General features: G+C 47.8%; 22 protein-coding genes. 6 read left to right on the plus strand and 16 right to left on the minus strand.

Annotated features, from left to right (window positions below):
• Window positions 1-16 precede the first annotated feature (16 nt).
• The 3 genes from QFZ48_RS25355 to QFZ48_RS25365 all read right to left on the minus strand — a co-directional run bounded on the left by QFZ48_RS25355 (window position 17) and on the right by QFZ48_RS25365 (window position 2,365).
• Entirely contained in the window at window positions 17-571 is a 555-nt protein-coding gene (locus QFZ48_RS25355) for a cysteine hydrolase family protein (protein WP_429048434.1), read from the minus strand.
• Between the two features lie 70 nt (window positions 572-641).
• Complete coding sequence (locus tag QFZ48_RS25360; protein ID WP_429048432.1) at window positions 642-1,226, minus strand: Crp/Fnr family transcriptional regulator; 585 nt, start codon at window positions 1,224-1,226, stop codon at window positions 642-644.
• A gap of 17 nt (window positions 1,227-1,243) precedes the next feature.
• Entirely contained in the window at window positions 1,244-2,365 is a 1,122-nt protein-coding gene (locus QFZ48_RS25365; RefSeq protein ID WP_429048430.1) for an acyltransferase family protein, read from the minus strand.
• Between the two features lie 144 nt (window positions 2,366-2,509).
• Between QFZ48_RS25365 and QFZ48_RS25370 the strand changes: the two genes are divergently transcribed.
• Entirely contained in the window at window positions 2,510-2,731 is a 222-nt protein-coding gene (locus tag QFZ48_RS25370; protein WP_429048428.1) for a hypothetical protein, read from the plus strand.
• 85 nt (window positions 2,732-2,816) lie between these two features.
• Here the strand turns inward: QFZ48_RS25370 and QFZ48_RS25375 are convergent, their stop codons facing one another.
• The 5 genes from QFZ48_RS25375 to QFZ48_RS25395 form a co-directional block, all read right to left on the minus strand.
• Window positions 2,817-4,250: a TolC family protein gene (locus QFZ48_RS25375; RefSeq protein WP_429064345.1), complete on the minus strand. Its 1,434-nt coding sequence runs from the start codon at window positions 4,248-4,250 to the stop codon at window positions 2,817-2,819.
• Complete coding sequence (locus QFZ48_RS25380; RefSeq protein WP_429064347.1) at window positions 4,243-7,410, minus strand: efflux RND transporter permease subunit; 3,168 nt, start codon at window positions 7,408-7,410, stop codon at window positions 4,243-4,245. Before QFZ48_RS25380 ends, QFZ48_RS25375 begins: the two co-directional genes overlap by 8 nt.
• Window positions 7,411-7,432: 22 nt before the next feature.
• Window positions 7,433-8,515, minus strand: coding sequence for an efflux RND transporter periplasmic adaptor subunit (locus QFZ48_RS25385; protein ID WP_429048423.1), 1,083 nt, complete (start codon window positions 8,513-8,515; stop codon window positions 7,433-7,435).
• 159 nt (window positions 8,516-8,674) lie between these two features.
• Window positions 8,675-9,064, minus strand: a complete 390-nt coding sequence (locus tag QFZ48_RS25390; protein WP_429048421.1) for a hypothetical protein — start codon at window positions 9,062-9,064, stop codon at window positions 8,675-8,677.
• 364 nt (window positions 9,065-9,428) lie between these two features.
• The gene (locus tag QFZ48_RS25395) at window positions 9,429-9,797 is read right to left on the minus strand and encodes a winged helix-turn-helix transcriptional regulator (RefSeq protein WP_429048419.1); all 369 of its coding nucleotides are present in this window, start codon (window positions 9,795-9,797) and stop codon (window positions 9,429-9,431) included.
• 137 nt (window positions 9,798-9,934) lie between these two features.
• Between QFZ48_RS25395 and QFZ48_RS25400 the strand changes: the two genes are divergently transcribed.
• The gene (locus QFZ48_RS25400) at window positions 9,935-10,687 is read left to right on the plus strand and encodes an SDR family NAD(P)-dependent oxidoreductase (protein WP_429048417.1); all 753 of its coding nucleotides are present in this window, start codon (window positions 9,935-9,937) and stop codon (window positions 10,685-10,687) included.
• A gap of 9 nt (window positions 10,688-10,696) precedes the next feature.
• Here QFZ48_RS25400 and QFZ48_RS25405 read toward each other — a convergent pair whose 3' ends face one another.
• Entirely contained in the window at window positions 10,697-11,002 is a 306-nt protein-coding gene (locus QFZ48_RS25405; RefSeq protein ID WP_429064349.1) for a hypothetical protein, read from the minus strand.
• A gap of 164 nt (window positions 11,003-11,166) precedes the next feature.
• Between QFZ48_RS25405 and QFZ48_RS25410 the strand changes: the two genes are divergently transcribed.
• The 4 genes from QFZ48_RS25410 (at window position 11,167) to QFZ48_RS25425 (ending at window position 13,102) form a co-directional block, all read left to right on the plus strand.
• Entirely contained in the window at window positions 11,167-11,589 is a 423-nt protein-coding gene (locus QFZ48_RS25410; RefSeq protein WP_429064352.1) for an SRPBCC family protein, read from the plus strand.
• A 241-nt stretch (window positions 11,590-11,830) separates the two neighbouring features.
• Complete coding sequence (locus tag QFZ48_RS25415; protein ID WP_370910687.1) at window positions 11,831-12,151, plus strand: ArsR/SmtB family transcription factor; 321 nt, start codon at window positions 11,831-11,833, stop codon at window positions 12,149-12,151.
• Window positions 12,148-12,651: an SRPBCC family protein gene (locus QFZ48_RS25420; RefSeq protein WP_370910688.1), complete on the plus strand. Its 504-nt coding sequence runs from the start codon at window positions 12,148-12,150 to the stop codon at window positions 12,649-12,651. Before QFZ48_RS25415 ends, QFZ48_RS25420 begins: the two co-directional genes overlap by 4 nt.
• A gap of 73 nt (window positions 12,652-12,724) precedes the next feature.
• The gene (locus QFZ48_RS25425; RefSeq protein ID WP_370910689.1) at window positions 12,725-13,102 is read left to right on the plus strand and encodes a DoxX family membrane protein; all 378 of its coding nucleotides are present in this window, start codon (window positions 12,725-12,727) and stop codon (window positions 13,100-13,102) included.
• Between the two features lie 111 nt (window positions 13,103-13,213).
• Here the strand turns inward: QFZ48_RS25425 and QFZ48_RS25430 are convergent, their stop codons facing one another.
• The 7 genes from QFZ48_RS25430 to QFZ48_RS25460 all read right to left on the minus strand — a co-directional run bounded on the left by QFZ48_RS25430 (window position 13,214) and on the right by QFZ48_RS25460 (window position 24,254).
• Window positions 13,214-17,314 (minus strand): glycoside hydrolase family 2 TIM barrel-domain containing protein, encoded by a 4,101-nt coding sequence (locus tag QFZ48_RS25430; protein ID WP_429064355.1) that lies wholly within the window; start codon window positions 17,312-17,314, stop codon window positions 13,214-13,216.
• Between the two features lie 57 nt (window positions 17,315-17,371).
• The gene (locus QFZ48_RS25435) at window positions 17,372-18,502 is read right to left on the minus strand and encodes a FecR family protein (RefSeq protein ID WP_429048410.1); all 1,131 of its coding nucleotides are present in this window, start codon (window positions 18,500-18,502) and stop codon (window positions 17,372-17,374) included.
• Between the two features lie 41 nt (window positions 18,503-18,543).
• A complete protein-coding gene (locus tag QFZ48_RS25440; RefSeq protein WP_370910692.1) occupies window positions 18,544-19,083 on the minus strand; it encodes a sigma-70 family RNA polymerase sigma factor in 540 nt (179 codons plus the stop codon).
• A 112-nt stretch (window positions 19,084-19,195) separates the two neighbouring features.
• A complete protein-coding gene (locus QFZ48_RS25445; protein WP_429064358.1) occupies window positions 19,196-20,404 on the minus strand; it encodes an SGNH/GDSL hydrolase family protein in 1,209 nt (402 codons plus the stop codon).
• A gap of 65 nt (window positions 20,405-20,469) precedes the next feature.
• Window positions 20,470-21,867, minus strand: a complete 1,398-nt coding sequence (locus QFZ48_RS25450; protein WP_429064360.1) for an alpha-L-fucosidase — start codon at window positions 21,865-21,867, stop codon at window positions 20,470-20,472.
• A gap of 153 nt (window positions 21,868-22,020) precedes the next feature.
• Window positions 22,021-23,676 (minus strand): hypothetical protein, encoded by a 1,656-nt coding sequence (locus QFZ48_RS25455; RefSeq protein WP_429064362.1) that lies wholly within the window; start codon window positions 23,674-23,676, stop codon window positions 22,021-22,023.
• Window positions 23,664-24,254 (minus strand): glycosyl hydrolase family 28-related protein, encoded by a 591-nt coding sequence (locus QFZ48_RS25460; RefSeq protein WP_429064364.1) that lies wholly within the window; start codon window positions 24,252-24,254, stop codon window positions 23,664-23,666. The genes QFZ48_RS25455 and QFZ48_RS25460 overlap by 13 nt, the downstream gene beginning before the upstream one ends.
• Window positions 24,255-24,268 lie beyond the last annotated feature (14 nt).

Here is a 24,268-nt window from a genome sequence, read left to right on the forward strand (position 1 = left end):
GAATCAGGGAGATGTACTACAGCTCCATGAACTCCGCCGCTGTAATTACATTTGCATAGAGGCCATTAAGGGCGGTCATTCCGGCGAGGTAAGCACTGTTTATTGCTTCGGCCTTTATTGTTTTACCATACAGCTCACGGTTCCGGGTAGCACAGGCATCACCGATAACAATACAGGTGAAACCGAGGTCCATTGCTGCCCGTACGGTGGCATCCACGCACACATCCGTCATCATGCCACAAATAACGAGACTGGTAATACCGTTTTGCTGCAGATATGCCAGCAGTGCTGTTTCCCGGAAGCTATTCGGATAGTTTTTGATGATTACCTTTTCATCCGGGTCGGGACTTACACAGTGATGTATGTCAGCGCCGTTGGTGTTGGGAAGGAAAAAAACTGCGCCTTCGTTAGTGGCCAAGTGTTGTATATGAACAACCGGCATATGCTGTTTTCTTGCAGTTTGTAATACCAGCTGTGCCTGTTTGCCAGCTTCCGCAGCATTTACCAAGGCATGTTTTCCGCCATCAAAATAATCATTCTGTACATCAATAATCAATAATGCTTTTTTCATATCCTTGTTTTTAGGCCATAAAAGTAGCGGGCTTCTATTTCCTGGAATTTGAACTAGTTCAAAAAATGCACTATTTGCCGGACAGCTTCTTCCTGATTTTACTTAAAAATTCGTGTGATATACCGAGATAGGCGGCCAGCTGTTGCTGGTTGAGGCGTTGTTCGAGGTCCGGATATTTTTCTATAAATTCCAGGTAACGCTTATCGGCAGTTTTGCCTAATGAAGAAATGACCCTGCGTTGAAAGGTAACCAGTGATTTCTGGTTCATGATCCGGAACATCTTTTCTACTTTGGGGAGCGTTTCGTACAGGAAGTCTTTATCCGGCTTATTGATGAGGAGTACTTCACTGTCTTCCAATGCCTCAATATTCAGGATAGAGGGCTTCTGGTTAATAAAACTGTCTATATCTGTTGCCCACCAGCCTTCTACCGCGAAGTACAGGATCTGGGCATCGCCTTTTTCGTCAGAATAATAAATACGGAAACAGCCTTTGGTTACAAAAGCCTCATATTTGCAGGTGTCGTTTTCCCGCAGAAGAAATGCTTTTTTCTTTATCTTCCTGTGATGAAAATTAACAGTAAACTGATCAAATTCCGCGTCTGTAATCTGGATGTACTGTTCGATATTCTTTCTAAGCAGTTCAAGGTCGGTCATAAAATATCTGTTGTGCATCAGCTTTTTGAAGCGGCTAAACTTTCAACGGGTAAACGCTTTTCTTTTATATTTTTATTGCCTTTCGTCAGCCAATTCCTTACCGGCTCATCATAAAACCGCAGCACCAGGTAGGCCAGCAAAACGGATCCCGCAAATACAGCGGTGGCCACCAGGTATATTTCTACCTGACCCGGCTTTTTTGCATTGAGATAATTACCAAAGATCCATACCGCCCATATATGCGTCATGTACAAAGGATAAGACAAGCGGCCGGTAAAGGTGCAGAAACTGCGTATCCAGCCATGCGCCGCGGCGCCGGCGCCCAGCGATAAAAGTAACGGAAATGCAAACATCACCAGTATCATCTCGGTAATCCAGTCGTTGGTACGGTGAGGCGACATAAATATGCCAATCAGCAAACCGCCCAACAGCAGAAAGTTCAGCCGGTTCCTGACGATCAGGTTAAAGCGATATACCGTAAGCCCGGCCAGGAAAGAGAAGGATACCCGTGCAAAACCATCCGCAAAAGTAGGTGCATCCCAACCGGTAATGATCCAGCCCCGGTACCTGGCTACCGCTGCAATCCATATGGCTGACAAGCCCAGTAAAACCAACAGCCAGCGCTTAGCAACGCGTAACAATACCAGCCCGTAAACGATGTTGATGATATACTCCATCAACAGCGACCACGCTGGGGTATTGTATGGAAATAACCCATTGCCTCTTCCCGGGAACCAGGGAAAAGGTAACATCAGCAACGAACATACGAAAGCAAGGACTATTTTGCCTATGCCCGCTTCTGCAACGGAAGCCGCACCGATATAGGGATCGAAGATAAAGCCAAGCAAACCAATTACGCTGCCCCATATCACCATAGGATGCAGGCGTATCAGGCGGTTACGGAAAAAAGTCCGCAGGCCGAGTTGCGGCGCCCGTTCATCGTAGGCATAACCGATCACAAAACCTGATAAGCAAAAGAAAAAATCCACCGCCAGGTAACCATGGCCAATCGGACTTTTGGTATAATCGGGAACCATGAATTCATACAGGTGGAATACCACAATGGAAAGAGCCGCCAGTCCTCTCAAACCATCCAGTACCTCAAAATGTTGCTTTGATTTTAGCAGGCTGCTGTCCATAACGATTGAATATAGTATGATTAAAATAGCTTACCATACCATCAAAGAAAAGCTTTTGATAAAATACAGTTAGTTTTGGTGAAGAAGGTATTATGAAGGGATATTATTAGCAACTTTTTTGTATTTTGTATCAAAAATATCAATATGGCTTTCCTTTTTAAATGTGCCCAGGAACAGACCTATCAGTTTGTTAATCTTGATAATGTTACGCATATTATGGTAGATGCAGATAGCAACGGGATACAGTTCTTCCTTGCTCCGGCAGGACCTTCACAACAGAGTATTTATTGGAGTTATACAGCTCCGGAACCGTTTAACTACGACTTGAAACGGCTGGCGTCATTGGATGTCATGTTGCCCAGGTAAACTATCAACAGAAATGACATGAAAAATTCTTTATAACATAAAAAAGCCGGCTATCACAGCCGGCTTTTTTATGCAGAATACTATTTTATTTCCAGCCACCTCCAAGATCCCTGTAAACATTAATCACAGCATTCAACTGTTGTTTTTTTGTTTCTATCAGGTCGAGTTTGGATTCCAAAGCATCCCGTTGTGTCATCAGCACTTCCAGGTAATCGGCCCTGGCCGACTTGAACAGGTCGTTGGAAATATCGATGGAACGGGTGAGGGCATCCACTTGTTTCGATTTCAGATCATAGCTCTTTTCCAGGTTACTGATGCTGGAAAGCTGATTGGAAACTTCGAAGTATGCATTTAAAATGGTGCGCTCATAATTATATATGGCCTGCAATTGCCGTGCATTGGCGTTACTGAATTCGGCTTTAATGGCATTCCGGTTGATAAGCGGCCCTGCCAGGTCTCCTGCAAGAGAGTACAATAAAGACTCCGGCATCTTGAACAGGTAAGACGGCTTAAATGCCTGGAATCCTGCTCCTGCAGAAATGCCCAGGGAAGGATAGAATTCTGCCCGCGCAATTTTCACATCCAGTTTAGCAGCGGCCAATTCCAATTCTGCTTTCTTAATGTCCGGCCGGTTAGCCAATAATTGTGAAGGAATACCGGAACTTACCGCCGGAGGCACCGCGCTCAGGAAGTTACCCTTGTCCCGGGTAATCTCCTGCGGATAGCGTCCCAGCAGGAAGTTGATCTTGTTTTCTGTTTCTTTTATATTTTGAAGAATGTCGAATTCCAGGCTTTGCGACTTCAGTACTTCGGCCTGAAATTTCTGCACGGCCAGCTCCGTAACCCTGGTGGCTTCTTTCTGCACTTTTACAATCTCAAGGGCATTTTTTTGCAGCTCAATGTTTTGTTTAACAATCAGGAGCTGGTTGTCGAGAGCCAGGAGTTCATAGTAAGAATTAGCTACTTCCGCAACGAGGTTTGTCAGTACAAAGTTTTTACCTTCCACGGTGGATAAATACCTGGTTACTGCCGCCTTTTTGGCGTTATGCAGTTTTTTCCAGATATCCACTTCCCAGTTGGCATAAGCGCCGATAGACAAATCCGTTAACGGATCGGGTATTTCTTTACCGGGAGTGATTTCCGTAGAGGCATCACCGGCGCCCTGGCTGGTATATCTTCCTACTTTTTCCACGCCAACACCCGCTCTGGCAGTCACTGTTGGCAGTAACGCGCCCTGCCTGAACCGGATATCATTCCTGGCTATTTCAACTTCCTGCAGGGTGACCATCAACTCCTGGTTGTTTTTCAGTGCGGTGTCTACCAGGTCCGCGAGGTTTTTATCGGTGAAAAAGTTTCTCCATTCAATTGCTGCCGTATTTGTCGTATCCCCGTTGCCGTTATAAGACCCGGGAACGGACCTGTTCTCAGCCGAGGGCAGGCTGGCCGGCACCCTGCAACTGGCGATGGCCAGGCAAATACCAATCAGGCCAACGCCGCTATGTATCCTGAATTTATACATTGTTGTCAATTTCTTCTGTTAAAGGATTTTCTTCTTCGTCTTTCACAAGCGCATGTCCTTCTGCAAGTCTGCCGAAGATGTAGTACAGTCCGGGTATGATCAGCACGCCGAAAACAGTTCCGAAAAGCATACCTCCGGCAGCGGCGGTACCAATGGTACGGTTACCAACCCTGCCTGGGCCGGAGGCCAGTACCAGCGGGATCAGCCCTGCAATAAACGCGAAGGAGGTCATGAGAATAGGCCGGAACCTTACCTTTGATCCTTCCATGGCCGCTTTCAACACAGTTTCCCCCGCACGGTGTTTCTGCACCGCAAACTCCACGATCAGCACCGCATTTTTACCCAGCAAACCGATGAGCATCACCATGGCTACCTGCGCATAAATGTTATTCTCCAGTCCCAGGCATTTCAATAAAAAGAATGCGCCGAAGATACCGGGAGGTAAGGAGAGAATTACTGCCAGCGGCAGGATAAAGCTCTCGTATTGTGCAGCCAGGATCAGGTATACGAAACCAAGACAGATCAGGAATATATAGATGGCCTGGTTGCCCTGGGCCACCTCGTCTTTTGAAATACCGGCCCAGTCGATGCCAAACCCTCTCGGGAGGCTCTTTTGCGCCACTTCATTGATTACCTTGATGGCCTCGCCGCTGCTATACCCCGGTGCGGCGGCGCCGCTGATTTCCGAGGCGTTGTACATATTATGCCGGGTGATCTCTGATAAGCCATACACCTTTTCCATTTTCATGAAATCCGAAAACGGCACCATCTCATCACGGTCGTTCTTTACGTAAAGCTTCAGGATATCGTCGGGTAATGCCCTGTACTGTGGCGATGCCTGTACGATCACTTTATACTGGCGATCGAATTTGATAAAGCTGATTTCGTAGTTACTCCCCACCAGGGTGGACAGCGTATTCATGGCATTGTCGATGCTGACGCCTTTTTGCTGCGCGATATCATTATCAATTCTCAGCATATACTGCGGGAAGCTGGCGCTGTAGAAGCTGAATACAGACGATAGTTCCGGGCGTTTGCCCAGTTCTTTCACAAAGTCGCGGCTCACTGTTTCCATCTTCTTATAATCACCTGATCCGGCTTTATCCAGCAAACGTAATTCGAAGCCACCGGCGGCTCCGTAGCCCGGCACAGCAGGCGGCTGGAAAAATTCGATAGTAGCGCCGGTGATGTCTTTGGATTTTTCTTCCAGTTCACTGATGATTTCCTGGACAGAATGTTTCCTGTCTTCCCAGCTCTTCAGGTTAATGAGGCAAGTGCCCGAATTGGAACCCGTTCCTTCGGTAAGAATTTCATAACCTGCGAGGGAAGAAACGGATTGTACGCCTTCCACGCCTTCAGCAATTTTCTGCAGCTTTTCAGCTATCTGGTTGGTTCTTTCCAGGGATGATCCGGGTGGCGTTTGTATGATGGCATAGAACATTCCCTGATCTTCGTTGGGAATAAAGCCCGAAGGAACCGTTTTATTCATGATCCATATTCCGGCACAGAAAGCCACCAGTATACCAAAGGTGAGCGCCCGCCTGTTAACGATGACACCCAGTATTTTCTGATACTTTCCGGAGGTGCGGTTGAATGAATTATTAAAGCCGTCCAGGAATTTGCTGAGCGCATTTTTCTTTTTGGCTTCTCCATGTGTATTCTTCAGGATCATGGCGCAAAGCGCTGGTGTAAGCGTAAGCGCTACCACCCCCGACAGGATAATGGCGGTGGCCATGGTGATGGAAAACTGCCGGTAGAAGATACCTACCGGGCCCGACATGAATGCAACCGGGATAAACACTGCTGCCATCAGAAACGTGATAGCCACGATAGCGCCGGCGATTTCATGCATGGCTTTTTTGGTGGCCTTCAGCGGTGAGAGGTGTTCTTCTTCCATTTTTGCATGCACCGCTTCAATTACCACGATCGCATCATCTACTACCACGCCGATGGCCAGCACCAGCGCAAACAGCGTGATGAGGTTGAGCGTGATACCCAAAAACTGCATGAATACAAATGTTCCGATGAGCGACACCGGTACGGCCATAGCAGGAATGAGGGTCGAGCGCCAGTCACCCAGAAACAGGAATACCACCAAACCTACCAGCACAAAGGCTTCCAGCAGGGTATGGATTACCTTTTCAATGGAGGCGTCGAGGAATTTGGATACATCATAGCTGATTTCATAATCCATTCCTTTGGGAAACGAATTGGCTTTGATCTCCGCCATTTTGGCCTTTACATCCCTGATCACCTGGCTGGCATTACTTCCGTACGATTGCTTGAGCACAATGGCGGCCGAAGGTTTGCCATTCAGGTTGGAGTAGATATCGTACATAGAGCTGCCAAACTCCACGTCGGCTACGTCTTTCAGCCGCAGTATTTCGCCGTTCGGGCTGGACCGGAGGATTACATTTTCATATCCTTCCTTATTCGTAAACCTTCCGGGGTATTTCAGCACATATTCAAAGGTCTGGGATCTTTTCCCGGAGCTTTCGCCGGTTTTACCCGGAGATGCTTCCAGGCTTTGTTCACCCAGCGCCTTCATTACTTCGTCGGCGGAAATTTTGTAAGCCAGCATGCGGTCTGGTTTCAGCCAGATCCTCATGGCATATTCCCGGTTACCGAGAATGTCAGCGAAGCCAACGCCATCTACTCTTTTTAATTCCGGTAAGATGTTGATATCAGCGAAATTGAAAAGGAATTTCTGGTCCGTTTGCGGATCATCACTGTAAAGGTTGATGTACATGAGCATGTTGGATTCCTCACGGGTGATCTTTACACCTTCACGTACGACCAGTGGCGGCAGTTTGTTCACTACGGATGCCACGCGGTTTTGAACATTCAACGATGCCTGGTTTGGATCGGTACCCAGGTTGAATACTACCTGGATAGAAGCCTCTCCATCATTACCCGCATCGGAGGCAATGTATTTCATTCCCGGAACGCCGTTGATGGCCCTTTCCAGCGGAATGATCACTGATTTGATCATCAATTCACCGTTCGCTCCCGGGTATTCCGCGGTTACATTCACCTTTGGCGGCGATATGGAAGGGAACTGGGTTACCGGTAGCTGAGATATGGCTAAAGCGCCGAGGAAAACGATAATGAGCGATATTACTATGGACAGAACCGGTCGCTGTATAAACTTATTAAGCATTGATCTACACTATTAGATTGAACTATTCCGCTTTTAATCGCAGATGGGAAATAACTTCCTCGGGTTTCCGGTATTCATAGGTGATCTTATCATCATCTTTTACTTTCTGAACACCTTCGAGCAGTATCTTATCAGTTTCTGAAATGCCGTTTTCAACTACGTACATGTCGGGCATCTGCCCACGGATGGCAATGTTCCTGGATTTTACCATGTTGTTTTTGTCAACCACAAAAACATATAATTTATCCTGGATTTCGTAAGTTGCCTTTTGCGGTATGACCAATGCATTTTTAAGCGGAATGGTCATGAGCACTTTGCCTGTTTCTCCATTCCTTAAAAGCTTGTCAGGATTTGGGAATCTTGCCCTGAAGGCAATATTTCCGGTTTCATTGTTAAACTCGCTTTCAATGGTTTCCACATCTCCTTTATATTGGAGGGGCTGGTTATTGGCCAGGAGCAGGCTTACTTTGTTGCTTCCGCGGCCTTTTGCATTGGTGGCATAGTCGAGGTATTCCGGCTCAGATACATTGAAATAGGCGAACATCTGGCTGTTGTCTGAAAGGCTGGTCAGCAGACCACCTTCATCGATAACACTTCCCAGCTTGAATGGAATACGGTCAATGGTGCCGTCGAACGGCGCCCTGATTTCTGTGAACGAGAGGTGGAGTTTCGCCAGTGCCATTTCGGCCTTTGCCTGGTCAAGTTTGGCCTGCGCCATGGCCTGCTCATTTTTTGACACCACATTTTTATCGACCAGGGTTTTGGTATTCTGCAGTTCTATCTCTGCTGCTTTGGCTTCTGCCTCTGCTTTCTGGAGTTCCGCCTCATAAACTTTCGGCATGATCCTGAACAGCAGCTGACCTGCTTTTACAAACTGGCCCTCATCTACATAGATGTTCTGGAGATACCCCCGTTCCTGGACCCTGATCTCGATGTTCCTGACAGATTTTATCTGCGAAACATATTCGTTGGTAAATGAAGTGTCGATTCTTACCGGGCTGGTAACGGTAAACTTACCCGCCTCTTCTTTTACTTCTTTTTTTGATTTACAGCTTGTATGGCATAACATGACAAACAAGCCCGTAAACATGACAATTCTACTCATAATATTAAATGGATATTAAGCGATGGGATGCTTGTAAGGCAGGGATGCCTATGGACGCAAAAGGATCAGTCGCCGGAGCAGGAGCCCGGAGGAGTAAAATTAATATACATCCGCCAGGCATGAATAATCACACCTCCGGTAACTGATGTATACTATTGATCAGATTCTTAAAACGCTTTGCGTAATGTATCTATTGGAAAGATGCCCCAGATAAGGTGCGGGGGCTTTAAAGCATTTATGGAGATAACTTAAAACGTCGAGGTCGGGGAGGGTCAGGTAATACCTGGCCAGCAGTTTATATTTTCTGGCCAGAAAATTATTCGCATCTTCCTCTTCAATGTCATCACTTATCAGGCATTCTTCTTCAGTATCTAAATTGCTGACAACAGAATTATCCTGGTTGGTGTCGGTAAATTTAATCCGGTGTTTGTGTTCAACATTCCTGGCGAAAGAGTTGGAAATATCGTTATGATGGGTAGCTGTAAAAGCATAGCCTTCCCCCCGGAGCAGGAGGAAACACAGATATGCGAAAAATATAGCTACTCTCATTTGGGGGCCAAAAGTAATAAAACTTTGAGAGCAAACGAAAAAATCATGGGGTTTAGCTTGTGAAGAAACTGTTATTTTTCGTTTGAGGTGTTTTTATCAAATATGATAATTATATAAATATATTTACCGAAGCGCCGGGAAGCCGTTGGTGGGCGGCATCTTAATCGATGCCCAGGTCACTTGTAAAAGATTTATCAGGAGTTATCTCATAGTAGTCAAGGCCTGTTTTGGCAACGGTAATACCCATTACGATAACATATACTTCATATTTACTTTTGATCTCATTTTTATCAATCAGCGTTTTTAAAATTGCGGGCGCATATGGCGGTTGTGAATTGGTCGATGGTAATAGGGGTCCAGTTAATTACACAATTTCTTTCTTCGTTAAATCCCGGTGTTTGCCTCCCCAGGCACTTAGCTGTTTAAAGATAGGACCGAACTCCAATGCCATTTCAGTGAGTTCATATTCCACCCGTGGAGGCACTTCCGCGTATACAGTTCGTTTAACCAGCCCGTCCTGTTCCATTGCCCGTAACTGCAGGGTTAACATGCGTTCTGTAATGTAGTAGAACTCGTGTTTCAATTCACTGAACCGCATTTTTTTCTCCGCTAATTTATCCAGGATAAGAATTTTCCACCTGCCGCCGATTTTATTCACAGCATAGGTAAGATCACATTCCACAATGATGTTTTCATTGCGGCTATAAGTTGAGTTTTTCTTTCTGGTTGCCATTACTTACACGTTTGTTAGTACCGTACAATTGGTTGTATAGCCAGTAAATTTAGATGCTACCCGCTACTTTTACAAAGAAATTTTCAGCCTTTGTCTTTGGGTATGAAAATGAGTTTTACAAAGATTAATCTAAAAATATGGATCTGTATTTAAGCGGGAAAACCGCAGTAGTAACGGGCGCCAGCCAGGGAATTGGCCGGGCAATTGCAAAAGAACTGGCTATTGAAGGAGTGAAGGTCCTGGCCGTTGGAAGAAACGAAGCGTTACTGGATAGCTTTAAAGCGGAAGTGGCAGGGGCAGGTGGCATGGAGCCGGTTATTTTTAGCCAGGACCTGGTTGCGCCGGACGGGCCGCAAAAGATTGCCGCCGCGGCGTTGTCCATTTTGGGGCACGTGGATATTCTTATTAACAATGCGGGCCGTAGCCGGCCGGTGGATGTTGTTGGGCCGGAGGAGCCGTGGGTGGAGTCAATGACACTGGACTTCGACCGCCAGCGGCAATTAACGCAACAGCTGTTGCCCCATTTTATAGCACGTAAGCAGGGGGCCATCCTGAACCTGATCAGCACGTATGAATTACGCACCATCAATGTGTCGGCGATAGCCAAAGCTGCGGTGGTAGCATGGTCCAAACAACTTTCAGGGCAACTGGGAAAATATGGTATCCGGGTTAACTGCCTGCAGCCAGGCTTAATAGATACAGAAAATATACGGCCCTACTTTCCGGGCGAGGAACGCCGGAAATTTGCTGAGCGCGAAATCCCGCTGGGTGATTTTGGCACACCACAGGACATGGCCAACATGGCTGTTTTCCTGGTGTCGCCCCGTGCAGGGTATGTTACTGGTGCTGTTGCCACTGTTGATGGAGGAATGCGTTATCACGCGTTCTGATCAATGGCCTTATGCTACATCAGGGGTTGGCGGATCCGGAGGGTAATGGATGGTGGTGAAGCTTATGATCTCGACAGTTACGTTGCCGATAAAATCCGGGTATTGTGAGCGAAGTAATGGAAACAGTTCTTCGGGCGCTTCATCACTCACATAGTAAGCATTAAACTGCTCTACAGACAAATTTAACCGGTCAGCGATCTGGGAGTGGGTTACTATGGCACCTTTCTCGTTTGCCTTCTTTTTTAAGAATTGTATAGTTCCCCGGAACGTTTCCTTCCGGCTGCTGGATTCTTCATAGCATTCATCTTCCATCATCAGGGATAATTGTTGATAAACTTAAAGCTATTAAATTTTCTATACCCTCACAATTTTTTAATAGCTGCGTTTAAAGTTTAGCTAAATTCATAGGATGAAAAATCAGTCCTTGCTGAGAAAAATACTTTGGGCCACGGAATAATAAAGTTCAAAGAATGGAAAAAATGATAGACAGAAAAGTAATAATCAATGCTCCTGTTGCGGAGGTATGGAAAACAATTACAGATGTTAGACGAATGACACAATGGATGGGAGGTGCAGAGCTGAATCTCAGTGTTGCCACTACCTGGGAAGTAGGATCGCCATTAGTCGTCAGCGGCTTTCATCATGCAAGGTTTGAGAACAAAGGAACAGTGCTGGAATATTCACCAGGACATGCAGTCAGTTATGACTTTTTAAGTTCATTGTCCCGGTTGCCCGATAGCCGGGAGAACTATACAGTTATCCGGTTTGCACTGGCGCCGGAGGACGGGCATACTTTGTTGTCGCTGACACTCACTAATTTCCCCACGGAGACTATATACCAGCATTTGAATTTCTATTGGAATGGTACGCTGGGAATTCTGAAAAGAATGATTGAAGGTTAAAAAGCTGGGTCGGTTCCCAATTGCAGTGCTAAGCTGGTCGTCAGACCGGCTTTTTTTATTCGATGAAATTTGCATTATATAGATTAAATCTGCTGATAATCAATTTATTGGAAGTGGTATTTACTTTTTTATCTGATACCTGTTCTCTTTTCTCGCCAAAAAAAGTTTCCCAAATATTTTGCGCAACCGATTAGTTGCTTATATTTGCAACTGATCGGTTGCATGAATAAATTACGGAGAAATGAGAAGAGATGTTTTTCAGGCTATTGCCGACCCGACCAGACGGGCCATTATATTGCTTATTGCGGTTCAGGCATTGACACCCAACGCCATAGCTGAACATTTTGAAATAAGCCGGCAGGCGGTTTCGAAACACCTGCGCATCCTGACGGAATGTGAACTGGTGAAACAGGAACAATCCGGCCGGGAAATTTTCTACCAGCTAAATGGTAATAAAATGCAGGAAATTGACAAATGGCTCGGGCAATTCAGGGAATTATGGGAGGGGAGATTTAATGAACTAGACCAAGTATTGTTAACTATAAAAAACAAAAAGAAATGAGTAAGAACTTATCATTTGATTTTTCTGTAAACAAGGAGAACAACACCATCACCGTTAAACGGGAATTTGCCGCGGAACTTCCTTTGGTTTGGGACGCCTATACGAAAAGTGAAATCCTTGACCTCTGGTGGGCGCCAAAACCCTGGAAAGCCAGAACAAAAACAATGGACTTCAGAGAAGGCGGACATTGGCATTATGCCATGGTGGGCCCGGAAGGCGAGGAACATTGGGCATTAGCCACCTACAAAAACATCCAGGTCCAGAAAAAATTTACGGGGCTTGATGCTTTTGCAGATGCAGCAGGAAATATCAATAAAGAGATGCCGCAATCGGAATGGAACGTCACCTTTGTTGACAAAGGAGCCGTAACACTGGTGCAATTGCACATCTCTTATGCCGATCTTGCTCAACTGGAAGCAACCATCCAAATGGGCTTCAAAGAAGGTCTGGGAATGGCTATGGAAGGATTGGACGAACTGTTGCCATCATTAAAAAAATAGAATTTCTCCACAACTCATATTGCGGATATACAGCAGATAAAAATGAAATGTATATTTACGGAAAATAAAAACTATGAAAAACAAAATCCTATTTGTCGTAAGTCTTCTTTTCGGACTTATGTTTATTAACGCGGGACTGAACAAATTCTTTAACTACATGCCGGTACCCAAAGACATGCCTGAGAGCATGATGAAGTTAATGGGCGCCTTTATGCAGATAAGCTGGTTAATGCCGCTTGTTGGAGCAGCTGAAGTGATAGGCGGTGCGCTTTTCATTCCTAATAAAACCAGGGCACTTGGCGCAATAGTTATTCTCCCGGTAATGGTAGGAATTGTTTTAACAAATATCTTATATGCTCCTTCAGGGCTGCCTATCGCACTTGTGATGCTGGCAATTAATATCTGGGTAATCATTGAAAACCGGAAGAAGTATTTGCCAATGGTAAGCTAAGTAGTGCATTGAGATCATTTAAAAAGCCTCCAGGTTATAGGACCTGGAGGCTTTTTGTTTCTTAAACCGGAAGCAGGGTTAACGCTGAACGTTATACCGGCAAAAAAGATGCTACCAGTACACAAACTGGTAAGGATCAAAGAAACGATATCCTACCGGGTAAAAACTGTCTCCTTCCGTTGCATTGGTTTGCGCCTCGCCGGCTTCCGGATACGCCATATTGGCCCAGAAACCAAACCCGCCTTTGCCGGAGGCAACTTTGATAGTGAGAATATTTTCACCTGCGGAAAGAGAAACCGGGAGGATAAATTCGTTTTCCCTTTTCTGGTGGTTAGCGTCTACACGCAGGATGGATTTGCCATTCAGCCATACTTCCATCCAGTAGTCCACGCCCATACGAAGAATGGCTTTTTGTGCCACTGGACTGTTCATACTTTTGGTTACATACGCTACCGCATTATCGTCTTTGCCGCCGAAGACTTTACTGAGGTCTACAAAGCCATGCTGACCGGCATTCACCGTTTGCCGCCAATCCAGCACTTTGCCCTCTGCTGTTTTATAAGTAAGGTTCGGATTCTCCGCGCCGGCAATAGCATCCTGCTGCCCCGGAAAAGTAGTCGCCAATATCTTCACGCCGCTGGATGTATTGGCAGTATAAGGTCCCAGCACTTTCCAGGAGCTGAGTGTTTGGAAAGAAAGCGGGCGGTTTACCTTACAGAGCCTGCGGGCAGTTGCAGGGGAAGGAGCAGCGCCAAGATTGGTGAGCAATTGTGCTGTCAACTGATGCATGCGGATCACACTTAACCGGACGGCTTCCTGTTTCTCAGGAGCATTTGCATAACGTTGCGCCAGTTGATCCGGGGTTATTTGCAGATAGATGCTTTTACCCTTACCGGTGTTTATTACTGAAAGAAGCCCGTCACATAATGAGGATGAAGTAAACGCGGTTACCTGTATGGTATCCCGCCACCGTAACAGGTTAGGGCCGATGGCTCTGAATAGCTGCCCGGCTTTTCCAGGCTGCGCATGTACGATAGTTTTAGCGATCGTATTTAATCCCTGCTGTGATAAAAATGATGGCTGCTGTGGAAGATAAAATGCAATGCCACCGGCGGCAACAAATGCCTTGACCTGTGGCGGTATGGTCGTTTTGCCTGCACCAAATACCCATATGGCATTGCCGGCGCCGGGGCCTTCCCGCAGGGCGATGCCCGCATCGGTGAGCAGTTTCCTGCCGGTGCTGTCGCCGCTATAATATACCTCGCGTAAACCGGGAAGCGACGGCGCCTGCGACGTAAACAGGTTTTTTGCCAGCAGTGTGGCTGCGGGATCAGTGCCAACGCGGCCGGTAAGATCGAGTGAACAAAAAGTTACTTTGCCTTTGCCATACCGCCATTCCAGCAACGGCGTGTACGCCATATCAAATTCAGTTTGCAGGATAGGCGTGAAGCCCGCCACTTCAGGGGTTTTCAGTACTACGGAAGCAACCGCATGGCGATTGGTCCACTTTGGCGCATGCTGCGTGTCGTAGCTTTTTGCCTGCCTGCCTTCCGGTAAGAGGTCGGGACTGCCCCGCCAGTTGATCATATCTGCCGGCTGCAATCCCGCCAGGAGCGCACTTTTCCGGTCACGGATAAAAGTATAACGCGGCATGGTTTCTATCGTTTCAAAACCCATACCTTCCCATACGGCAGGTGACTGTTCCAGTATAATCACACGCAAACCGCGCGCAATATCTTTTTCATTATACGGCAGCGTGTCCCCCGGCTGCAGGGCCTCGCGGCCTATCACCAGTATGGCATCAGAGGAGATACGGCGACCTTTCTCCCATGCAGAATATTGTATGCCCAATTGCTTCAGTGAAGCTGCCGATTTCCCCGCAGGATCATAAAGCAACACCGGTGCTTTCACCACAGCAGGTGCGGGCCGCGGGAAAACAGTGAGGGCAAACGTATCGTTAGGCACCCCGGCAACGGCAAGCACCAGTTGCATGTCCGCCCGGACAGTTACGGCCGGCGCTTTCAGCAAAAGCGGAAACTGCTTTATTTCGCCGCCATTTACTGTCAATGATACAGATCCCTGCTGAAACACTTTATCGCCTTGTTTAAGTATCCATTTTGCTTCCGGCGCTATTTTATGAGGACCATCCCATACCACGGCCACCGTTTTTTCGAAAGTTTCTCCGCTAAAGAAGGTATGCGTTTTATCGGTATGCACTGGCGAACCGGCGAGGTAAACCAGCAATGGTTGATTGGCCTGTTTGAAAATATCGAAGCGTGGGTTGGCCCACAAAGGTTTGCCGGTAAGTGGAGCGGTGAGTGATTTGTAACGTTGTGTGAAGCTTTTCAGTTTTTCCCCGTTGGGGTTGCCATAGCCTTCCAGCAGCCAGTACAACCAGCCTCCGTTAACGCCCCACGTGCGCCATGCACGGTTGGTGTTGCGCGTAAATAATTCCTGGAAGCGCCAGAAACCGGGATACTGTTGAAAGTCCATTTGTTCCCAGGTAGCGCTGCTGGCAGCATTGCTTTTTTCTATCGTTTGCCGCAGCCCTTTTTCTCCCTCAGTGGCATAGGCGGCATCACCGAGGTACATGGATAAATATTCCGTGAGCAGGAACTGCTTTCCCTTCCAGAAGTTATTCCAGTAAGGAGGTCCGAATTCAACGGCGGAATAAGGCATATTACCTTCCCTGGCCCAGGCCATCGGCCATTCTTCCCTTTCCTGCAGGGGTACAAAATTCAGGTACACGTTGGCGGACGACATGTCGCCTACGCTGCCATCGGCATGCGCAAACACCAGCCGCGTGGGATCTTCCTTTTTCACGATGCTGGACGCCAGGTCTATCACCTTGCCTTGCGTGGAATAAACGGAATCGCGTTTCCCCATCCTGGCCGGATCAATATTTGATTTTGGATTGGCGCTGTTCATAGCTATCACCCAGGCGAGAATACTGGGATGATTGCGGTAATGACGGGTAAAATAGGCGGCTTCTTTTTGATAGTCGTTCTGCAACTCCGGATCATGCAGCAGTTTATCACGCAGCACGGAAACAGAAGGGCCTGGCACGGTACAGCCCATGCCCGTACGGTCCATTTCATCGAGCATGTCTTCATGGAGAAGCGGCGTTTCTGCATCGTTCAGCCACCACAGTTTATGATGCGGCTGGAACTGGCCAACGTTGTAGCCAATCAGCCGGTAAAGCGACAAACCATATTGATTGGCGCCATACACATCTGTAACCCGCCAGCGAGAGAGGTGACCGTTCATAAACAGCTGGTTGCCGGCAGTCCATATTTCCCTGAAACCGAAGGTCACTTCCGGGTAACGGCAAAGCGTTTTACCGCCCTGCACCAATGCCACTTTTGCCTTGTAGAGGTAAGGACTATCCAGTTCCCAGCACACCGGGTTTTGCCATGAAGCCGTTATACGGTATACGTGTTTCCCATTTGCCAGCTGCATTGTTTTATTGGAAAGAGTAAGTGCCCGTTTACTATGCTGATCAATGATCTCCGCCTCCAAGTCGTAGGCGCCGCTTACATTTTTGGCATCCACCTCTACTTCAAGCGTCAGCATTTTATTCCTGAAAGAAGTAATACAGAATACATCGGTGATGGCCTGCTGTGCCCTGGCAATAATTGTAACAGGCGCCGTGATGCCCATTGGCCAATCCGCCATGGGAATGATGTTTCCCGCACCGTGCCTCGACACATAACGAAGCGGATCTTCTGTAAAGCCCCGGGAGATGCCGTTATAATCCCTGGTAACAAAAACACGGAGCGTGTTGGGTTGTCCGTAATGCAGGAATGGACCCAGGTTTACTTCACCACCGGGCCGGAGCACTTCTCCTACACGCTGCTGGCCAACAAATACAACAGCGTCGCCCTCTATCCGCCGGAAGTCGGCGATCACATTTTTGGGCTGCCAGTCAGCCGGGATGTTTACCTGCTGCTCATACCACAAACTGTTTACCTTATCCCGCGGCGTGTCGGCCCAGGCGCTGTTTTTACCGGAGGTGATCCTTCTCCAGTCGGTGGCGGCAACAGTGCCCCATTTGCTGCTATCGGGAGCAATATTCTGCGATTGTGCGGGCTGTACCTTCCAGGAACCGCTCAGTCGAAGCGTGTCCTGCGCATGTCCTGCAAGGGTGACCAGGAGGGCGGTAAAAGAAGCAATGATACGGTTGTTCAAAATAGTAAAACTTAAGTGCTGCATATACAACGCATCTTTAGGACTTAAATTCTACGGATATGGGTGAACGGTAAAAATGAATTATTTCAGGTGCAGCACGTTACCCTTGTAATAGTACTGAACACCAGAGGAAATAGCGATATTAGTGAGAAACACATCCAATGGCTTACGCTTGTCGATAGCGCCGGACAGCGTTTCGTTGGCCAGTGCCGGATTGTCGAATATAACAGGCACCTCAAACCAGCGCGAGATGATCACGGCAATACTGCTTAGTTTTTCATCACGGAAGTGGGTGGTGCCGTCCATCCACGACAGGGTATTGTAGGTATCAAAAGAGGTGGTAACAAATTTTCCGTCTTCATATACCGACTGATAACCGGGAGATAATTTTACTTTGATATCTTCGCTGCTGCTGACTACCGCCCCATCAACAAGAGACGTGGTAACCTTTGCAGGCTCATAGGCATGGATGTTGAAAGAGGTACCCAAGACTTCCACCCTTGTTTCACCGGCATGCACAATAAAAGGTTGCTGCTCATTTTTTGCTACTTTAAAATAGGCTTCGCCAGACAGGTATACCTCCCGGTTACCGCTCTTGAAAGCATAGGGAAAGCGGAGGCTGGACTGTGAGTTTAACCAGACTTCTGTTCCGTCTTTCAAAACTATTTTATAATCCAGTTTTCCCGGTACCATCAGCGTGGCCCATTCATCTGCTGCATTTTCCGGCGCAGTATAAGTAAGACGGTTGCCGCTGGTAACCAGTTTCATAGCACCCGCCGTAATGGTGTTGCCGGCGGAAGCAGACAATGGGATATCTTTCCCGTCCGACAAGCGGAGCAGCAGCGTGTTTTTAGCGAGTGGCAAAGTTGGTGGCCCGGAAGAAATATTTCTACCGGAAAAATACCAGGCCCCGCCAGCAGCTATAATAAGCAATATAACGGCTGCGGCTACACGCCATTTCCGTAGCAGGAATATGTTGGAGTGCGGCTGCAGTTGAGGTTGTATGTTGTTCCAGCCCCGGGTTTCATCGATACCGGCCATGAAGCGCCGGCTTTTATCATTGTCCAGTTCCTCCCGGATGTTATTCCACATATCGGCTACCGCCGCATCATTTTCAATGGCAGCGGTCACCAGCCGGTCGTCTTCTTCGCTGATAGACCCGGTTACTTTTTCAAAAAGTAATGCTCTTATATGTTCTCTGTTTACTTCCATCTGTAACTTAAAGACGATTTTTGCGCAAAAACGGGTGATCGTTATTTGTAGCCCGCAAACTTTTTTTGTAAGATTTTTAGTGCCAGCTTAAGATGCGTTTTAACAGAGTTAATGGTGATACCCATTTCTTCTGCCGCTTCTTTATACTTTTTATCTTCCAGGTAAACCAGGCTGAAAGCCCGTAAGCGCTGGTTAGGAAGCTCATTGAGGAGAAGGTCCATCTGTTGTGCAGTCTCTTTATTCTCTACAATATTTTCATTGATCTTATCTTCCAGTGTATTGGCATACGCATGAAATCTCTTATGCTCATTTTTTCCCTTCTCAATAAAACTGAGGCATTTATTACGGATAGCAGTGTGGAGGTACGACTTTACGGAGTAGGTAATGTTAAGATACAGTTGTTTATCCCATATTTCGATGAAAAGGGATTGTACCTGATCTTCCGCTTCTGTTTCATCCTTTAACAGGTAGTAAGCGTCAACATTCAGTGATTTGTAGTATTTCTTAAATAATTGTTCATACGCTTTTATATCACCCTGCCGGAGTTGATGCAATAAAAGCCCGTCGTCGTTATTATCCATGAAGAGATACTTATTAACGTGGTAAAAATCTCTATAACGTGTACTTAAAGTTAATATCTCTTTGTTAAGTTTCCCTCATTTATTTTTTATTTCCGGATGCCGGAGCGCTTCATTATTGCTGCTGGTTGGTGATACTGCCCAATAGCAGCAGCCAGCCTGCGTAACAGGCATTTTCATTATATTTTTCCAGGTCGCCGGGCTGGTTATCACCTGTTTTCAGGATGGCCATTTTATCTAACTTTTTACCGGATACTTCCAGGTTGATGGTGTGCGGTCCTGCTTCGAGCAGCGGCAGGAAAAAGTAATGCGTGCGATAGTACACGGCGTGACGGTCGAAGCGGGGATACGGTTTGGCGGCTTGTCCGTCTATCGTTACCTCATATTCACCGCATCCGGGGCCCACCAGGTCGTACAAACCTGCCAGGCGCCCGTTGAAATTTATCTGCAGTGATGACCCGGGGTATGTCGATTTAACAAGCAATGGAAAGCGTTGGCGGAATTGAACCGCCACGGTGTCGTTACTGTTGGAAAGATCAGACCACTGCCCGGTCCGGGGCAGGTCTTTCACAGCCACCAGCTGTGCATCTTCCCAGTTATCTTTGGTATAGGGAGCAATAAGCGTGTGTTTCAGCGGATGGTCGTTGGTTCTCAGCTGCTGCATGGCGCGCACCAGCGCTTCAGTGTACAGGCGGTGACCTGTTGTAGTGTTGGGATGGACGTTGTCTCCGGAAAAAACGAGTTTGTCCGGGTACTGATCCGGTTTTCCCTGGAACACCAGTTTGCCTTCTTTCAACAGTGCTAATGCCTGCATCCCAAGTTGTACGGAAGGAATGCCGTAGTGCTGTGCAATATGTTCCATGGCGAGCATGGTGGGCCATAGCTGTCCCTGTTGCAGCACCGGCAGCATATTCCCCGACATGGTATATACAAAGCAAATGTCTGTCGACGGATTGGCTTTCCATATCTGCCGCACAATACCTTCCATTGTTTGGTGTACATACGGGCCGCCATCATTTACCGCAAATTCCACAAACACAAGATCCGGTTGCTGTGCCAGCACATCGCGGCGTAGCCGGAAAACGCCGAGGTCGGAGCCGGTTCCGCCTACACCGGCGTTGATCTGTTTTATTTGTGCCTGCGGGTATTGTTGCTGAAACCATTTCACCGATTGATCGCGCCAGCCGCCGGAGGCGGCGGTAATGCTGCCGCCAAAATAGGCAATGGTAAGCGGACCGCCGGATTTCAATTTCGCAAAGAAGTTGGGTAAGCCCTGGCGGAGGCGGGTATTCCTGCATGGCGTTAAGCGAATCCGTTTGTGCATGCAGTGATAGTGATAATAAAAAGAGAAGCACTACACCTGTCAATCTTATCGGCATATCTATATCGTTAACTCATTTTAAATACCCACACGGCTTCCCCGGCCAGCTGCTTACGCACGGCCTCTGGAATGCTGATGGTGATGGAATCGCCCGTTTGCTTCCATGTCAGTTTTTTTTCCGTACCCAGCAGGGTGATACCGGTTTTACGGCTCACCTCTTTCAAAGGTGCACTGATAGTGGCCGGTAGTATATTTTCTTTTTCCGCCGGGAGATAAGAAAGATAACAGGCTTTTTCACTTTTTGTAAAAGCCCATTTATCCTGGCGGTAAGGAGCAACAGGTTTGGTATTGTAAATAGACTCACTGTTTATTTTCATCCATTTGCCGATATCGGCCAGCCGCTGATAGGCTTCTGTGTGCCAGTCGCCATCAGGACCCGGCCCGATGTTGAGCAGCAGGTTACCGTTTTTAGCAACAATGTCCACCAGCATTTGTATCAGCTGCCGCGATGGTTTGTAATTTTCCTTTACAATGTACGACCAGGACCGGCCCAGTGTCATGCAGGTTTCCCACGGAACAGGGATGTAGTGGTCCGGGACTTTTTGTTCCGGAGTCAGGTAGTTTACATATTCCGCTGCGCCGTGGCGGTCTACTACAATCAGGCCGGGCTGGTGTTTGCGCGCCATTGTTACAATGGGAGCCATGTTCATGCCCGCCCAGCTGCCATCCAGCCAGAGGAGGTCTAATGCGCCGTAGTTGGTCATCAGCTCCTCGATCTGGTTGTATGTGAAATCGCAGAACCGTTGCCACCGCTCCGGATATTGTTTTTTATCGTAACTCTGGTGGCGGTCTTTAGGCGGAAAATACGACCACCAGTAATCTTCCGAGTGCCAGTCGGGTTTTGAAAAGTAAGCGCCTGCCATAAAATCTTTTTTACGGAAGGCATTAAAAATTTCCAGGGAAATATTGCTGCGCGGATTGGATGAAAAAGGTGTTTTGGCGCTGGTAATTTTATAGTCGGTGTACCTGGTGTCGAACATGCAAAACCCATCGTGATGCTTGGTGGTAAACACTACATAGCGCATACCGGCTGCTTTTGCGGCGTCAGCCCATTTATCAGGATTAAAGTGCACGGGGTTGAAAGTGGTTTGCAGGTTTTCATACGCCTGTTTATACTGAAACCAGTTTGCTGCGTAGGGGCCTGTACGTTTGGTAAAGGGATAGTCTTCCGGTGAAAGCGACCATGATTCCACGATACCCCACTGGCTGTAGGTACCCCAATGCATAAACAGGCCAAACTTCAGGTCCTGCCAATGTGATAATTTAGCTTTCACCCGGTCGTCTGTTGGCGCGGCATAGGTTTTCTCAGGGTCGTATGCCTGTGTACCCTGACTGCTGGCCGATAAATGACTGCTGCACCAAAACATGACTAACAGCATATTCCGGATAATTGATTGCTTCCCCATTTGTATTCTTTTTTCCTGCACGCTGGTATATAAATGTTAAAGACAGATTTTTTCTTAAAACGGGTGAACGCCCGGAAAATTATCCACCACAGGCAGGGCCCGCCTGTGGTGAATGGTTTAACGGATACTATGACCACTAGTGTGGTGAATGGTTTAATAGGTGATGGTATATGGTATGGTAATACTATTGCCTGCACCTGGTTTGAGAAACAGGTTAATAGTAAAACCACTGGTGGTTCTGTTACTGATATAAGGAGTATTGATGAGCAGCAGCGGCATACCGGCTGTTACCGCGGGCAGGCCCAGGGAGATAATTGCGGTGCCGGGCAGTAAAAAGTTAGGAACGCTGACCAGCGTAACATCGGTGCTCTGGAAGCTGGATGAATTTACATCTGCAGAAGTAGCCGTATCACTGATGGTAACGCTGCCGCAAAAGGTGGTAGCTTTTTCCACGCGCACCGATCTTACGGCAATGTTGTCCCATAGCGGCTGACTGGCACTGTCCCGGAACCAGGCGGAGAAGTCTGCCACCGGCATCGTGGAGGGAATGGCGAAGCCGGTCACCACGTACTGTTTATCTTCGTTGAGCGGGATGTTATTGAAATCCCATCTTCCTAGTAAGTTAGTGCCACCACTGGAAGAACACTGCATGCTGAACCTGCCCGCGGAAGCGCCTGCTGCCAGCCGGCGTAATGTAACTGTTGCTTTCATGGGCGTGTTATAAGGAGGGGCGTTGTCGTATCGCAGTTTTATGCACGACTGGTTATCGCTGATACTACCCGGATCCACTGTTGCCTTAAAAAATCCCCAGGCCGCACCGAACCGCTCCGTAGAGCCGTTGGCGTTAATGAACTGGTTATCTTTCACGCCCCTCGCATCACCCACAATGTATACGTCGTTGTTGGTTTCGCGATAGCGTTTTAAAGGAAACGGACCGGTGTTTTCTTTTACAAAATTCCATACCACCGTTCCGTCAGTAATACCGGCGCCGGTTCCGGTTGGACCTCCCGCGGCATCAGAGATACCTGTGGTGGTTACGATATAAACATACAACCCGTTTTGTACGGTTTGCCCCATAGCATAGGCTGTAGCGGGCTTCCATCCGGCATACTCCGCATAATACGCCGTAGCGTAGTCGTTGCCTTGCACATCCAGTCGCTGGAAGTCGGTGCCGGAGGTGGCAAGCCCCGTGTTGCCGGCATTTGTGATCACGATCGGGTTATCTTTAAAAGACACACCCCTGGCCACAATCCGGGTAAACATGCCTGCTTCCGCAAGGATGCCGTATTGGGCCCTGCCGTTGTTGGCGCCGGTAGCAGCAGCGGTATTAAATACAGCGCCTCTTTCCAGCAGGAGGTCCGACCGGAAGGGCGACTGGGTACCATCTTTATGCAACCATATCAATGCTTTGGCGGCTGCGCCGGTGCTGCTGCCGTTGTTCACCTCCATCGCAGTGTCGCGGATAATCAGCCCGCCATCCGTATCAATCATCACGCTGTTAGCATCGGGCGAAATGATGAGCGGTTCGGATGTTTCTATTAAGTTCCTGCCGCCTATATAGGAGCCTGTTCTGCCTGCCCTGGTTTGCCGGGTGTAAATGGCCGCCACAGGCGGATTGCCATTGTTGTAAATACCCTGTTGCGTGGTTACATTGATGATGCGGTTCATGAAACACCCGATCAGCTTTATACCTATCCTGCCACCGCGGAGCAGGCACCTGTCGATGGTGCCGAGGTACACTGGCTCCCACCACACGCATGTTTGCGCAGGATCTGCAATTTCTTTTAACCGTATGTCTACATTTTGCAAAGTGGGGCGGTAGCAGTTGGAATAGTTGGTACTGTAATACCGGATGCGGTAAGGGCTTCGCCGCAATTGAGCGTAAGATTCCTGATAGTGGGACCGGTAGCGCCGATGGTGGCGTCGAAGCTAAGACAATGAATGTTACCGGTGGCGGTGGTAAAGTCAAGAATGGTAGGCGTAGGAGAATCTACAATGCCATAGTCGCCTTGTTCGCCGGTGTAGGTTTGTCCTGTTTTAAGATTGATCTGCGCGGTTATTTTATAATTTCCTTTTGGAAAATAAATGATCCTGCCCGTGGCGGCGGTATCAATACATTTCTGAATGGCGGCGGTATCATCCGTGGAGGCGTTGCCTTTTGCGCCAAACCATTTTACATTAAAGAGATTGGTGTCTGCCCGCAGCCATCTGCCAGCGCCGGCAACAACGATGATGGTGCCCCGGTTATCACCGGTGGTGTTGGCAGGTTGCCAGTAAAAGTCTCCGCCGCCGCCGTCGCCGGGCGCATAATAGCCGAGCAGATTGCAATGTTCATTGGCGGTGGTACCCGCTGTGGTTTCTAAAACTGAGATGTTTGTGATAGTCATAGTTACAAGGGTTT

The organism is Chitinophaga sp. W2I13 (assembly GCF_050434005.1).
In the GTDB taxonomy this organism is placed as follows: domain Bacteria; phylum Bacteroidota; class Bacteroidia; order Chitinophagales; family Chitinophagaceae; genus Chitinophaga.

Coding starts and splice junctions, on each gene's coding strand:
- QFZ48_RS25400 (WP_429048417.1), top strand. CDS start 9,935: ATGGATCTGTATTTAAGCGGGAAAACCGCAGTAGTAACGGGCGCCAGC.
- QFZ48_RS25415 (WP_370910687.1), top strand. CDS start 11,831: ATGAGAAGAGATGTTTTTCAGGCTATTGCCGACCCGACCAGACGGGCC.
- QFZ48_RS25365 (WP_429048430.1), bottom strand. CDS start 2,365: ATGGACAGCAGCCTGCTAAAATCAAAGCAACATTTTGAGGTACTGGAT.
- QFZ48_RS25395 (WP_429048419.1), bottom strand. CDS start 9,797: ATGGCAACCAGAAAGAAAAACTCAACTTATAGCCGCAATGAAAACATC.
- QFZ48_RS25370 (WP_429048428.1), top strand. CDS start 2,510: ATGGCTTTCCTTTTTAAATGTGCCCAGGAACAGACCTATCAGTTTGTT.
- QFZ48_RS25355 (WP_429048434.1), bottom strand. CDS start 571: ATGAAAAAAGCATTATTGATTATTGATGTACAGAATGATTATTTTGAT.
- QFZ48_RS25390 (WP_429048421.1), bottom strand. CDS start 9,064: ATGAGAGTAGCTATATTTTTCGCATATCTGTGTTTCCTCCTGCTCCGG.
- QFZ48_RS25380 (WP_429064347.1), bottom strand. CDS start 7,410: ATGCTTAATAAGTTTATACAGCGACCGGTTCTGTCCATAGTAATATCG.
- QFZ48_RS25360 (WP_429048432.1), bottom strand. CDS start 1,226: ATGACCGACCTTGAACTGCTTAGAAAGAATATCGAACAGTACATCCAG.
- QFZ48_RS25405 (WP_429064349.1), bottom strand. CDS start 11,002: ATGATGGAAGATGAATGCTATGAAGAATCCAGCAGCCGGAAGGAAACG.
- QFZ48_RS25450 (WP_429064360.1), bottom strand. CDS start 21,867: ATGGGGAAGCAATCAATTATCCGGAATATGCTGTTAGTCATGTTTTGG.
- QFZ48_RS25420 (WP_370910688.1), top strand. CDS start 12,148: ATGAGTAAGAACTTATCATTTGATTTTTCTGTAAACAAGGAGAACAAC.
- QFZ48_RS25410 (WP_429064352.1), top strand. CDS start 11,167: ATGATAGACAGAAAAGTAATAATCAATGCTCCTGTTGCGGAGGTATGG.
- QFZ48_RS25425 (WP_370910689.1), top strand. CDS start 12,725: ATGAAAAACAAAATCCTATTTGTCGTAAGTCTTCTTTTCGGACTTATG.
- QFZ48_RS25385 (WP_429048423.1), bottom strand. CDS start 8,515: ATGAGTAGAATTGTCATGTTTACGGGCTTGTTTGTCATGTTATGCCAT.
- QFZ48_RS25445 (WP_429064358.1), bottom strand. CDS start 20,404: ATGCACAAACGGATTCGCTTAACGCCATGCAGGAATACCCGCCTCCGC.
- QFZ48_RS25375 (WP_429064345.1), bottom strand. CDS start 4,250: ATGTATAAATTCAGGATACATAGCGGCGTTGGCCTGATTGGTATTTGC.
- QFZ48_RS25460 (WP_429064364.1), bottom strand. CDS start 24,254: ATGACTATCACAAACATCTCAGTTTTAGAAACCACAGCGGGTACCACC.
- QFZ48_RS25440 (WP_370910692.1), bottom strand. CDS start 19,083: ATGGATAATAACGACGACGGGCTTTTATTGCATCAACTCCGGCAGGGT.
- QFZ48_RS25430 (WP_429064355.1), bottom strand. CDS start 17,314: ATGCAGCACTTAAGTTTTACTATTTTGAACAACCGTATCATTGCTTCT.
- QFZ48_RS25435 (WP_429048410.1), bottom strand. CDS start 18,502: ATGGAAGTAAACAGAGAACATATAAGAGCATTACTTTTTGAAAAAGTA.